Below are 11,050 nucleotides of genomic sequence, written 5' to 3' on the forward strand. Positions count from 1 at the left end.
TCATGCCCGCGAGACCCGTCCGTGCGCTCACCATCGCCCTGCTGGCGGGCCTGTTGGGGGCCCTGCTCCCGGCGACCGCCGCCCACGCGGGCGCCGTGCAGGGGGGCCGGCTGGACTGGGGCATCAAGTCGTCCTTCCAGAGTTATGTCACCGGTCCGGTGGCGAAAGGCGGTTTCAAGCTGAAGGGCGGAGCCGCCACGGTCGGCGCAAGCCTGTTCCGCTTCCATTCGGCGATCGGCTCCTACGACCCCGGGACCGGCGCGTTCGAAGCCTCGTACGCAGGCGGAGTCACCTTCCAGGGCCACCAGAAGTCCGACGGCGTGTACGAGCTGGACATGACCGTCAGCCACCCCACCGTCAAGATCAGCGGTGGCAGCGGGACGCTGTACGTGGACGTCTCCAGCAAGGCCAAGGACACCGGCACGGTCAGCAACCAGAGCCAGGTGCCCTTCGCGACGCTGGGCGTCGGCGGGATCAACATGGCGGGCGGCGCGACCCCGTTGACCCTCACGAACATCCCGGTCACCCTCACCGCCCAGGGTGCCCGGGCGTTCGCCGGCTACTACGCGGCCGGTGCGCAGCTCGACCCCCTCTCCCTGTCGGCCGACGTGAGGACGGCCCCGGCCGCCCAGTCCTCGCCGCCGGTGGCCCCGCAGCCGAGCGCCACGGCACAGGCGTCGCAGCCGTCGCAGGCGCCCGGCGGCTTCGCCGACGCCGCCGTCGACTGGGGGGTGCGCCGCACCTTCCGCGAGTACGTCACCGGCTCGATCGGTCAGGGCGCGTGGACGCTGGCCGAAGGGGCCCAGGACGGCGGCGCGCTGTTCCGCTTCCCGCAGGGCAGGGGCGCGTACGACGGCGGGAAGGGCACCCTTGAGGCCGCTTTCGCCGGCGCCGTCCGGTTCACCGGCGCCCATCTGGACCTGACGCTCGGCGCCGTGGGCGTGAAGGTGGAGAGCGGCAAGGGCGTGCTGTCCGCGGACGTCACGACCGCGGGCACGACGAAGAGGGCCGTCCCGCTGGTCGAGTTCGACGCCAAGGGCCTCACGAGCGAGGGGGCGCTGGTCACCCTGACCGAGGCCCCGGCCACCCTCACCGAGGGCGGCTCCCAGGCCTTCAACTCCATGTACAAGGCGGGCACCGAGATGGACCCCGTCTCGCTCGCCGTCGCCCTCGACGCGACCGCGAAGCTGCCGGCCCTGCCCGACCTGGGCTCCACGGCCCCGCCGTCGGCGGCGCCCGCGACCGCGCCGTCGGCGGGCGGACCCGCCCCCGCCGCGGAGTCGGGTTCGGCCTCGCACCCCGGGCTCTACGCCGGCCTGGCCGCGGCCGTCCTGCTGCTGGCCGGCGCCGGAGCCCTCCTGCTGCGCAAGCGCCGCAAGACACCCCCCAAGCCCGCCCCCTCCGCGGCCCCGGCCCCGGCCGCCCCTGCCCCGGCCCCGGCCTCCGGCCCGGCCACCGGCACGATGCCGGCCTCGGCCCGGGCTTCCGCTCCGGCTCCGGCCTCCGGTTCGGCCCAGGCGTCGACTTCGGGCTCGGCCGCCCCTGCCCGCGGCCCCGGCGCCCGCCCCGTCCACCGGCACGATGCCGGCCTCGGCCCCGGCTCCGGCCTCCGGTTCGGCCCAGGCGTCGACTTCGGGCTCGGCACCGGCTTCCGCGGCCCCGGCGCCCGCCCCGGCCACCGGCACGATGCCGGCCTCGGCCCGGGCTTCCGCTCCGGCTCCGGCCTCCGGTTCGGCCCAGGCGTCGACTTCGGGCTCGGCCGCCCCTGCGGCCCAGGCGTCGGCTTCAAGCTCGGCCGCCCCGGCGTCCGCTCCGGCTTCGGCCTCCGGTTCGGCCCAGGCCTCGGCATCGGTTCCGGCCTCCGGCTCTGCTTGCGCGACCCCGGCCGCTGCCGCCACCGCGGAGTCGGCGTCGGCTGAGGCGCCGTCCGCTGTCGTGGAGCCGTCGATGCCGACCGGCACGACCACGGCACCCGCACCGGCCGCTGCCGCTCCCGCCACCGCGAAGCCCGCACCGGCTGCGGCCGCCGAGCCGGACGGCGGTGGGGCGGCTGCTTCGGCCGGGGTGGAGAGCCCGGACCCGGTCACTCCCGCGGTGGCTGTCGCTGACTCGGGCGCTGCCCGGGCGGAGCACCCGGTCCGGGCCTCGGAGGCGGCCGCCGACGCCTCGAAGTAGTGCCCCACCCCTGCCCCCTGTGCCCCCTGCCCCCATCCCTCTCCCAGGAGTTGCCCGCCATGTCGTCCATCCGCCGCCCGATCTCCCTCGCGGCAGCCGTCCTGACCGCCGCCGCCCTCGGCGCCACCGCCTTCGCCCTGCCGGCCACCGCCGCGGGCGGCCCCCCGACCGGGCCCGTGAAGATCGTCGGAGGGTCCCTCGACTGGGGCGTCCTCGCCAGTTACCGCGCCTACGTCACCGGCATGGCCAAGGGCACCATCACCGTCGCCGACGGCGCCCAGCAGAACGCGGACGGCACCCTGCGGTTCGTCGAGCCGACCGGCCAGTACGACCCGGCCGGCGGCCACGTCGTGAAGGCCGCCTTCAAGGGCAGCGTCACCTTCTCCTCGCCCGCCCCGCCGACCGGCCACGGCTTCGAGGTCAAGCTCTCGGACATCCGGATCGACACCGGTACCAAGAAGCTGACCGCCGACGTCACCAAGTCCGGCGCCACGGCCCAGGACGTGCCGCTGGCCACGGTGGCCTTCGCCGGCCAGTCGATGACCGGCCTCGCGACGACCCTCACCAAGGAGGCCGCGGACGCGCTCGGTTCCGCGGGCTACGAGGGCAAGGCCGGCGACCCGCTCACCGCGAACCTGAAGTTCGAGGAGCCCCCGGCCCCCGAGCCGACCCCGACGAAGCCGACGCCCACCAAGGACCCCGCCCCCACCAAGGACCCGAGCCCCACCGTTCCCGCCGGCGGAACGCAGAAGGTCCTGAACGGCAAGCTGACGTGGGGCGTGAAGGAGTCCTTCCGCCGTTACGTGCTGGGTGCGGGCTCGATCACCCCGGCCGGCGGCGCCGCCAAGAACGGCGACCTCTTCGACTTCGCCTTCGGCAAGGGCGAGCTGGACGTGAAGAAGCAGAAGCTGAACGCCTCCTTCGAGGGCAACCTCCGCTTCCAGTACGCCGCCCACGGCATCGACATGACCTTCGCCAACCCCCGCGTCGACGCCACCGGCAAGTCCGGCACCCTCTACGTCGACGTCAAGAACGCCGCCGGCAGCAGGACCGGCGTCGCCTTCGCCACGCTCGACCTGTCGAAAACCGACTACAGGACCAAGAACGGCGTGCTGGCGCTGAACGCCGTACCGGCGGCCTTCACCGCCGACGGCGCGGCCGCCTTCGCCAACGACACCACCGGCTCCATGTACAAGGCGGGCGACGCCATCGACCCGCTCACCTTCTCGGTGGCGGTGGACAAGGACGCCACCCTGCCCTCCACCGGCGGCAGCACCGACGGCGGCGCCACGGGCGGCTCGACGGGCGGCACCGCCGGCGGTACGGGCGGCACCGCGGGCGGCGGCTCCGTCGGCGGCAACCTCGCGAACACCGGCGCCGAGATCCCGGCCGGGGCCCTGCTCACCACCTCCGGTGTCGTGATCGCGGCCGGCGCGGGCGCGGTCCTCCTCGCGCGCAGGCGGCGTACGGCCCAGGTCTGAACCGTGCTTGAATTCCCGCGTGAACGATCTCGATGTGCTGAGGGTCTTCTGCGCGGGTGACGGCCGGTACGGCAACCTGCTCGGTGTCGTGCGTGACGGCAGGACCTGCCCCGACGACGCGTCCCGCCAGGCGCTGGCCGCCGAACTCGGCTACAGCGAGACGGTGTTCGTCGACGACCCCGAGCGCGGGGTCGTCGACATCCGCACCCCCGGCACGCGGATGTCCTTCGCGGGACACCCGCTGGTCGGGGTCGCGTGGCTGCTGGACATCGAGGAGCTCCAGCCGCCCGTCGGTTCCGTATGGGCCCGTGACGACGGGGAGTTCACCTGGATCACGGCCCGGCCCGAATGGGTCGAGGGCAAGCGGACCCGGCAGTACGACAGCGTCGCCGAGGTCGAGGCGCTCCCCGCGCCGCCGCCGGGCGAGGGCTGGCTCTACGCCTGGGCGTGGGAGGACGAGGCCGCGGGACGCGTCCGCGCCCGGGGCTTCCCGCGGCGCCCCGACGGCGTCATCGCCGAGGACGAGGCCACCGGTTCGGCCGCGATCCTGCTGACGGCCGAACTCGACCGCGCCCTGAACATCACCCAGGGCGCGGGCTCCCAGATCCTCACCGCCCCCGGCGCGGACGGCACCATCGAGGTCGGCGGCCGCGTCCGCTTCGCCCCGCCCGCGCACCCCGCCTAGGTATCCCGCACCCGGGAAGCTGAGTACGCGGGCGCTGTCGGCGCACCGGCGTGCCGCGGTGCAATGGCGCCATGACGTCGAACTCGATGCCCGCGCACCCCGACGGGCGGCGGCCGTGGCTGCCGGTGGCACTGCTCTTCACCGTGCTCGCGCCGGCCGCCGTGTGGCTCGGCCAGACGCTTTCGTACGGGCCGGGTGCCCGGGGCCCCTACGCCCTGTTCTACGTCATCCCGTTGGCGCTGGTGGCCACCACCTGGATCCCGCCGCGGACGGACGCGCAGCGTCGGCGGCGCCTCGCGCTGGGGAGCGCGGGCTGCCTCATGGCCCTCTTCTACCCGAACGTACTGCTCGTCACCTGGCTCGTCCTCTGGGTGATCGCGGCAGGCCCCTGAAACGGCCCCTGAAACGGCCGCGGGGCCGGGCCGGGCGCACTGTGCGCCCGGCCCGGCCCCGTACTCGTACCCGCACCCGGGGTCACGCGCTGAGGGGGAACTCCTCGCCCAGCTCGCGGAAGACCGCGCCGTTGAAGTCGAAGGCGCGCTTGCACTCGTCGATGATGCGCTGCTTCTCCAGGTCGTCCGCGGCGATCGCGTCCAGCAGCTCGCGGTAGGTCCGCTTGAAGGCCGCCGGGTTGGAGATGTCCGCGAAGACGTAGAAGCGGACGCCGTCGCCCTTGCGCTCGAAGCCCCAGGTGCGCTCCGCCTTGTCGCGGATGATCTGGCCGCCGGAGAGGTCGCCCAGGTAGCGGGTGTAGTGGTGGGCGACGTACCCGCCCGGCCACTCGGCCGCGCACTGGGCCACCCGTGCGGCGTAGGCCTCGGTCGCGGGCAGCGCCACCACGTTCTCGCGCCACTGCGGGCCCAGCAGGTGGGCGAGGTCCCGCTCTATCTCCGCGACGCGCATCAGCTCGGGCCGGATGAACGGGCCCGCCACCGGGTCGTGCTTCAGGGACTCGGCCGCCTCCTCCAGGGCCCGGTACACGAACCACAGCTGCTCGGTGTACCGCGTGTACGCGTCCACCCCGAGCCGTCCGCCCAGCAGGTCGCTCATGAAGGTCGACGTCTCGGCCTCGGTGTGCTGCTCGTGCGACGCGACGCGGATGACCGTAGAGAAGGCGTCCAAGGCGGACCTCCAGGAAGAGGAAACAGGCGTGGCGGCATTGCCGCCACGCCCGATACTCCTACTTAGGCTTGCCTAAGTCAATGAGTTCCCGACGCCTTGTCGGTAAAAAATCCGGCCGGGGGACCGGCTAGGGAAGGGTCAGGATGTCCGCCCCGGAGTCCGTCACCACCAGGGTGTGCTCGAACTGCGCGGTGCGCTTGCGGTCCTTCGTGACGACCGTCCAGCCGTCGTCCCACATGTCGTAGTCGTGGGTGCCCAGGGTCAGCATCGGCTCGATCGTGAAGGTCATCCCCGGCTCGATGACCGTGGTGGCGTGCGGGCTGTCGTAGTGCGGGATGATCAGGCCGGAGTGGAAGGACGAGTTGATGCCGTGGCCGGTGAAGTCCCGGACCACGCCGTAGCCGAAGCGCTTCGCGTACGACTCGATGACCCGGCCGATGACGTTGATCTGACGGCCCGGCTTGACGGCCTTGATCGCCCGGTTCAGCGCCTCGCGGGTGCGCTCCACCAGCAGCCGCGACTCCTCGTCCACGTCGCCGCACAGGTAGGTGGCGTTGTTGTCGCCGTGCACCCCGCCGATGTACGCCGTCACGTCGAGGTTCACGATGTCGCCGTCGCGCAGGACGGTGGAATCGGGGATGCCGTGACAGATGACCTCGTTGACCGAGGAGCACAGCGACTTCGGGTAGCCGCGGTAGCCGAGCGTCGAGGGGTAGGCGCCGTGGTCGCACATGTACTCGTGGGCGACCCGGTCGAGCTCGTCGGTGGTCACCCCCGGCGCGATCAGCTTGGCGGCCTCCTCCATCGCCTGGGCGGCGATCCGGCCGGCGATGCGCATCGCCTCGATGGTCTCGGGCGTCTGCACCTCCGGTCCGGTGTACGGAGTGGGCGCGGGCTTGCCGACGTACTCGGGACGGCGGATGTTTCCGGGAACGGAACGGGCGGGAGAGAGCTCGCCTGGTACGAGCAGCGACTGACCGGACATGCAAGCGAGTGTATCCAGCGGGGATGGGGCAGCATGGCGGGATAGAGCGGCACACAGCGGCTTGCGGAGGCATCGAGAGGAGCCTGGACGACGATGGCCCTGTTCAAGAAGCGCCAGGTGGGCAAAGCCGGCGAGTGGTACTACTGCCTGGTCCACCACAAGGTCGAGGAAGGCCCCGAGTGCCCGGCCAAGGACCGGTTCGGCCCCTACGGAACGCCCGAGGAGGCCGCCCACGCCATGGAGACGGCGCAGGAACGCAACCTCGAGTGGCAGAACGACCCCAACTGGAACGACAAGACCCGCGAGGAAGAAGAGGGCACGGGCACGGCCGGCTGACGGGCCCGCAGGCGACTACCAGCGGCTGGGGGGCGGCGCGGTCAGCCGGTCGGCCAGCCCCGCCAGCCGGTCCCGCAGCCGGCGGGACCCGCGCGGCGCCGGCGGGCCGTTCTCCCCGGCCGCCGCGCTGACCAGGTGCTGCACGGTGTCCAGATCCAGCTCGGCGCCGCCCTCCGGCACCGACAGCGCATCGTGCGAGAGCGCGCCCAGGTCCGGGTCCCCGCCGTCCAGGGACAGTACGGTCGCCCCCGCGCGCCGGGCGTCGTGCACGCGCTCCAGCAGCCCCTCGCCGGGCTCCCGGGGCGCCACCACCAGTACGGTGTGCCCGCGCCCGGCCGCCGCCAGCCGGCCCAGCCCCACCGACAGGTGCGGCGGCTCCCCGGGCCGTACCCGGTGGCGCACCAGCGTCGGCGCCAGCTCCGGGCTGCCCGACCAGGCGGCCTCGTCCACGAGGTGCGCCGCCAGGTGCCAGGGCTCGTAGCCCTCGGTCCCCACCAGCAGGAGGTTCCCGCTGGCCGGAACGACGGACCGGCGCAGCGAGCCGGCGAAGCGGCGCGCGTCGCCCGGCCACTGCGTACCGGCGAGCACCTCGCGCAGCAGGGCGACCCTGACGGCATCCATGGCGGCATCCTGCCGCATCACGCCGACACGGGGGGCGGTTCCCGGCTCTTCGACCTTGGGCTACCCGGCAGTACTCTCGCCCCCATGACTTCCTCAGACAGCACGCAGAAGCCCCAGGCCAAGGACCCCTGGGACCTGCCGGACGTGTCCGGCCTCGTCGTCGGCGTCCTCGGCGGCACCGGCGACCAGGGCCGGGGCCTCGCCTACCGGCTCGCCCGCGCCGGCCAGAAGGTGATCATCGGCTCCCGTGCCGCCGACCGCGCCCGCACCGCCGCCGACGAACTGGGGCACGGAGTGGAGGGCGCGGACAACGCCGAGTGCGCGCGCCGCAGCGACATCGTCATCATCGCGGTGCCGTGGGAGGGCCACGCCAAGACCCTCGAAGCACTCCGCGAGGACCTCGCGGGCAAGCTCGTCGTCGACTGCGTCAACCCGCTCGGCTTCGACAAGCAGGGCGCCTACGCCCTCCAGGTCGAAGAGGGCAGCGCCGCCCAGCAGGCCGCCGCCCTGCTCCCGGACTCCCGCGTCACCGCGGCCTTCCACCACCTCTCGGCGGTCCTCCTCCAGGACGAGTCGATCGACGAGATCGACACCGACGTCATGGTCCTCGGCGAATCCCGCGCCGACACCGACATCGTCCAGGCCCTGGCCGCCCGCATCCCCGGCATGCGCGGCATCTTCGCGGGCCGCCTGCGCAACGCCCACCAGGTCGAGGCCCTCGTGGCGAACCTGATCTCCACCAACCGCCGCTACAAGGCCCACGCGGGCCTCCGCACGACGGACGTCTGACCACCCGGCCCCGGCCGGGTCCTTTACGGCAGCACTGCGGGGCATGGGGGACACTGGAGGGGCTCTACCGCCTTCCGTGTTCCCGAGGAGCTCTTCCCATGCCCCGCCTTGCCGTCTTCGCCGTTGTCGTCTGCGCCCTCGCCGTGGCCGCGGCCGTCGTCGCCTTCGTGGAGGGCAGCTTCCTCGGGATCGTGTGGGTGCTGCTGGCGGGCCTCACGTCCAACATGGCCTGGTACTACATGCGCAAGGCCAAGGCCGAGAAGGCCGCCACCGCCCGCAACGTCTGAGCCGCGGCGGCCGCCGCCGCTCAGTGGAGCCAGAAGAAGACGGTGTCCTCGGTGCGGCCGGCCTTCTTGGTCCGCTCCCACTCCCCGGCCTCCACCCGCATGGGCTCCAGCAGCACTTGCGCCGTCTCGCGCACCTCGGGGTCGAGCCGGTCCAGGACCGCCTCGTACGCCCGGACCAGTTCTGCGGCCCGGGAGGCCGGGAAGGTGCCCATGGCCGGGAGGGCGTCGCCCGGGTGGGGGAGGCGGATCGGCGGGCCCGAGAAGAGGAGTTCGGCGGGCGCCAGGTCGGCCGGGACCCCGTGGCGGGTCATCTCCTCGTCGACGGTGTGGAACCAGGAGGGCCGCCGCCAGTGGCCGAGGTCGTAGGTGTCGGAGAAGTTCACCGCCACCAGCGCCTGGAAGGCGTAGCGGTAGCCGGGCTCCATGTCCGTGCTGGGGCCGTCGGCCAGCAGTTCCTCCAGTGCCCGGGCGACCGGCACGCCCAGCGTGATGCCGTGGTCCGCGAGGCGGGCGTCGGTGCGCGCGCACCGGTCCCGCGCGATGGCGAGGACGCGATCCTGTTCGGGCGTCCGCTCCACCGCCGTCAGCAGCCGGATCACGACCCGCATGTCGCCGGTGCTCATCTCCAGGTTCCCCATGGACCCATTCCCTCCGTCGTCGACGTTCATGATCGCCGACTGCGGACACCTCTAGCCCTGCGGGACCTCGCAGAAGCCGCTGCCCTCCTGCCAGAAGCGGTAGAGCTCGCGGCCGCAGTCGGTCTCCAGACCCGACACGCCCAGCGCCGACAGCACGCCGTACACCGCGTCGAAGAAGACGGCGTTGACCCCCGGGATCCACAGCAGCGCGAAGACGGCGATCAGGCCGAACGGCGCCAGCGGCTCGACCTCGCGCCGCACCCGGTACGACAGCCAGGGCTCGATCACCCCGTAGCCGTCGAGGCCCGGCACCGGCAGGAAGTTCAGGATCGCCGCCGTCACCTGGAGCATCGCGAGGAAGCCCAGCGCGTAGCGGAAGGCGAGCGGCACCCCGTCCAGCGCGTCCAGCCAGAACGGGGCCGTGCAGACGACCGCGAAGGCCACGTTCGCGAGCGGTCCCGCCGCCGAGATCAGGCTGTGCTTCCAGCGGCCCCGGATCCGGTCGCGCTCGATGAAGACGGCGCCGCCCGGCAGGCCGATCCCGCCCAGGATCACGAAGACCACCGGCAGGACGATGCTGAGCAGCGCGTGCGTGTACTTGAGCGGGTTCAGCGTCAGGTAGCCCTTGGCGCCGACCGTGAGGTCGCCGCCGTGCAGGGCGGTCCGGGCGTGCGCGTACTCGTGCAGGCAGAGGGAGACGATCCACGCCGACGTCACGAAGAGGAACACCGCGAGCCCGGTGCTCGTCGAGTACCCCGTCCACACCGCCCAGCCGGTGACGGCCATGACGGCGAAGATGCCGAGGAATACCGAACTGATCCGCCGCTCGTGGCGGGCACCCTGATGACCCATGCGGGGAAACCTATCCCGGGCCGCGTACGGAAAACGGTTCGGGGCCGGGCCGGGCTCCGGGGACAATGGGCCGGTGCGCTATGCGATTCTCGGCTCCGCCCAGGCCCTCCGCGACGACGGGACCCCCGTACCCGTCGGCGGCGCGCGTCTGCGCGCCCTCCTGACGGCGCTCGCGCTGCGCCCGGGACGGATGGTGCCGGTGCGGCTGCTGGTCGACGAGGTGTGGGACGCCGACCCGCCGGCCGATGCCGTGGCCGCCCTGCAGGCCCTGGTGGGCCGGCTGCGCCGGGCGCTGGGGCACACGGCCGTGCTGTCCGCCGAGGGCGGCTACCAGCTGGCCGCCGAGCGGGAGGACGTCGACCTGTACCGCTTCGAGCGGCTGGCCCGGGCCGGCGCCGAGGCACGGGACCCGGCCGAGGCCGCCGCCCGGTACGAGGAGGCCCTCGCCCTGTGGCGCGGCCCGGCCCTCGCGGACCTGCCCGACCCGGCCGCGGAGGCCGCGCGCTGGGAGGCCGTACGGATGGACGCGCGCCGGGGCCGGCTCACGGCGGCCCTGGCCCTGGGCCAGGCCGAGCAGTGCCTGCCGGAGCTGACCGCGCTGTGCGCGCGCCAGCCGCTGGACGAGCCGTTCCAGGCGCTGCGGATCCGCGCCCTGCGCGACGCGGGCCGCCCGGCGGAGGCCCTGTCCGCCTACGACGAGGTCCGCAGGGACCTCGCCGACCGGCTCGGCACGGACCCCGGCCCGGCCCTGCGCGCCCTGCACGCCGAACTCCTGGAGCCGGCCGACCCCGCCCCGGTGACCTGGCCCGCGGCCGCCGGGCCGAGGTTCGTGCATCCCGCCGGCCCGGAACACCCGGCCGGCGCCCAGGCTGCGGGCCACGCCCCGGCTGCGGGCCACGTTCCGGCCCCGGGCCGTGCCCACGCTCCGGGCCGTGCCCACGCCCCGGCCCCGACCCCCGCCCCGGCCCCGACCCACGGCCCGGCTGCGGGCCACGCTCCTGCCGTCGGCAGTGGTCCAGCCTCCCGGGCCCCCGGCCCGCAGACCGGACCCGATGCGGGCGGAGCCACCGGATCCCCGC

General features: G+C 73.8%; 13 protein-coding genes and 1 pseudogene. 9 read left to right on the forward strand and 5 right to left on the reverse strand.

Features of this window, described 5'->3' with window-relative positions; genetic code table 11:
• Positions 1–2 precede the first annotated feature (2 nt).
• The 5 genes and pseudogenes from IG86_RS0105245 to IG86_RS0105265 all read left to right on the forward strand — a co-directional run.
• Positions 3–1,427 (forward strand): annotated as a pseudogene (locus IG86_RS0105245) (HtaA domain-containing protein); the annotation flags it as partial.
• A 520-nt stretch (positions 1,428–1,947) separates the two neighbouring features.
• Positions 1,948–2,175, forward strand: coding sequence for a hypothetical protein (locus IG86_RS39700; RefSeq protein WP_051784964.1), 228 nt, complete (start codon positions 1,948–1,950; stop codon positions 2,173–2,175).
• Between the two features lie 59 nt (positions 2,176–2,234).
• Positions 2,235–3,656, forward strand: coding sequence for an HtaA domain-containing protein (locus tag IG86_RS0105255; RefSeq protein WP_030894960.1), 1,422 nt, complete (start codon positions 2,235–2,237; stop codon positions 3,654–3,656).
• Between the two features lie 19 nt (positions 3,657–3,675).
• Positions 3,676–4,341: a PhzF family phenazine biosynthesis protein gene (locus IG86_RS0105260; RefSeq protein WP_107051835.1), complete on the forward strand. Its 666-nt coding sequence runs from the start codon at positions 3,676–3,678 to the stop codon at positions 4,339–4,341.
• 71 nt (positions 4,342–4,412) lie between these two features.
• The gene (locus IG86_RS0105265; protein WP_030894965.1) at positions 4,413–4,733 is read left to right on the forward strand and encodes a hypothetical protein; all 321 of its coding nucleotides are present in this window, start codon (positions 4,413–4,415) and stop codon (positions 4,731–4,733) included.
• Positions 4,734–4,815: 82 nt separating this feature from the next.
• Here IG86_RS0105265 and IG86_RS0105270 read toward each other — a convergent pair whose 3' ends face one another.
• Positions 4,816–5,463 (reverse strand): biliverdin-producing heme oxygenase, encoded by a 648-nt coding sequence (locus IG86_RS0105270; RefSeq protein WP_030819690.1) that lies wholly within the window; start codon positions 5,461–5,463, stop codon positions 4,816–4,818.
• Positions 5,464–5,590: 127 nt separating this feature from the next.
• Complete coding sequence (gene map, locus IG86_RS0105275; protein WP_030819692.1) at positions 5,591–6,448, reverse strand: type I methionyl aminopeptidase; 858 nt, start codon at positions 6,446–6,448, stop codon at positions 5,591–5,593.
• 93 nt (positions 6,449–6,541) lie between these two features.
• On the opposite strand from map, the gene IG86_RS0105280 reads away from it, so the two are divergent.
• On the forward strand, positions 6,542–6,784 hold the full coding sequence (locus IG86_RS0105280) for a hypothetical protein (protein WP_030819694.1): 243 nt from the start codon (positions 6,542–6,544) through the stop codon (positions 6,782–6,784).
• A gap of 15 nt (positions 6,785–6,799) precedes the next feature.
• Here IG86_RS0105280 and IG86_RS0105285 read toward each other — a convergent pair whose 3' ends face one another.
• Positions 6,800–7,405: a hypothetical protein gene (locus IG86_RS0105285; protein WP_030894968.1), complete on the reverse strand. Its 606-nt coding sequence runs from the start codon at positions 7,403–7,405 to the stop codon at positions 6,800–6,802.
• 84 nt (positions 7,406–7,489) lie between these two features.
• Here IG86_RS0105285 and npdG point away from each other — a divergent pair, with 84 nt between their 5' ends.
• Both npdG and IG86_RS0105295 read left to right on the forward strand, forming a co-directional pair.
• Complete coding sequence (gene npdG / locus IG86_RS0105290) at positions 7,490–8,194, forward strand: NADPH-dependent F420 reductase (protein ID WP_030659234.1); 705 nt, start codon at positions 7,490–7,492, stop codon at positions 8,192–8,194.
• A 98-nt stretch (positions 8,195–8,292) separates the two neighbouring features.
• On the forward strand, positions 8,293–8,481 hold the full coding sequence (locus IG86_RS0105295) for a hypothetical protein (RefSeq protein ID WP_030659233.1): 189 nt from the start codon (positions 8,293–8,295) through the stop codon (positions 8,479–8,481).
• Between the two features lie 20 nt (positions 8,482–8,501).
• Here IG86_RS0105295 and IG86_RS0105300 read toward each other — a convergent pair whose 3' ends face one another.
• Both IG86_RS0105300 and IG86_RS0105305 read right to left on the reverse strand, forming a co-directional pair.
• Positions 8,502–9,119 (reverse strand): DUF7691 family protein, encoded by a 618-nt coding sequence (locus tag IG86_RS0105300; RefSeq protein ID WP_030819698.1) that lies wholly within the window; start codon positions 9,117–9,119, stop codon positions 8,502–8,504.
• Positions 9,120–9,170: 51 nt separating this feature from the next.
• Complete coding sequence (locus IG86_RS0105305; protein WP_030819700.1) at positions 9,171–9,971, reverse strand: site-2 protease family protein; 801 nt, start codon at positions 9,969–9,971, stop codon at positions 9,171–9,173.
• 73 nt (positions 9,972–10,044) lie between these two features.
• Here IG86_RS0105305 and IG86_RS0105310 point away from each other — a divergent pair.
• On the forward strand, positions 10,045–11,050 hold a 1,006-nt coding region (locus IG86_RS0105310; RefSeq protein ID WP_167751134.1), incomplete at its 3' end, for an AfsR/SARP family transcriptional regulator.

Source organism: Streptomyces virginiae (assembly GCF_000720455.1).
Classification (GTDB): Bacteria; Actinomycetota; Actinomycetes; order Streptomycetales; family Streptomycetaceae; genus Streptomyces; species Streptomyces virginiae.

What these genes read in the sequence shown, in the direction of transcription:
- map (WP_030819692.1), bottom strand. Translation starts at nt 6,448, where the DNA reads ATGTCCGGTCAGTCGCTGCTCGTACCAGGCGAGCTCTCTCCCGCCCGT.
- IG86_RS0105300 (WP_030819698.1), bottom strand. Translation starts at nt 9,119, where the DNA reads ATGGGGAACCTGGAGATGAGCACCGGCGACATGCGGGTCGTGATCCGG.
- IG86_RS0105305 (WP_030819700.1), bottom strand. Translation starts at nt 9,971, where the DNA reads ATGGGTCATCAGGGTGCCCGCCACGAGCGGCGGATCAGTTCGGTATTC.
- IG86_RS0105255 (WP_030894960.1), top strand. Translation starts at nt 2,235, where the DNA reads ATGTCGTCCATCCGCCGCCCGATCTCCCTCGCGGCAGCCGTCCTGACC.
- IG86_RS0105295 (WP_030659233.1), top strand. Translation starts at nt 8,293, where the DNA reads ATGCCCCGCCTTGCCGTCTTCGCCGTTGTCGTCTGCGCCCTCGCCGTG.
- IG86_RS39700 (WP_051784964.1), top strand. Translation starts at nt 1,948, where the DNA reads ATGCCGACCGGCACGACCACGGCACCCGCACCGGCCGCTGCCGCTCCC.
- npdG (WP_030659234.1), top strand. Translation starts at nt 7,490, where the DNA reads ATGACTTCCTCAGACAGCACGCAGAAGCCCCAGGCCAAGGACCCCTGG.
- IG86_RS0105280 (WP_030819694.1), top strand. Translation starts at nt 6,542, where the DNA reads ATGGCCCTGTTCAAGAAGCGCCAGGTGGGCAAAGCCGGCGAGTGGTAC.
- IG86_RS0105265 (WP_030894965.1), top strand. Translation starts at nt 4,413, where the DNA reads ATGACGTCGAACTCGATGCCCGCGCACCCCGACGGGCGGCGGCCGTGG.
- IG86_RS0105285 (WP_030894968.1), bottom strand. Translation starts at nt 7,405, where the DNA reads ATGGATGCCGTCAGGGTCGCCCTGCTGCGCGAGGTGCTCGCCGGTACG.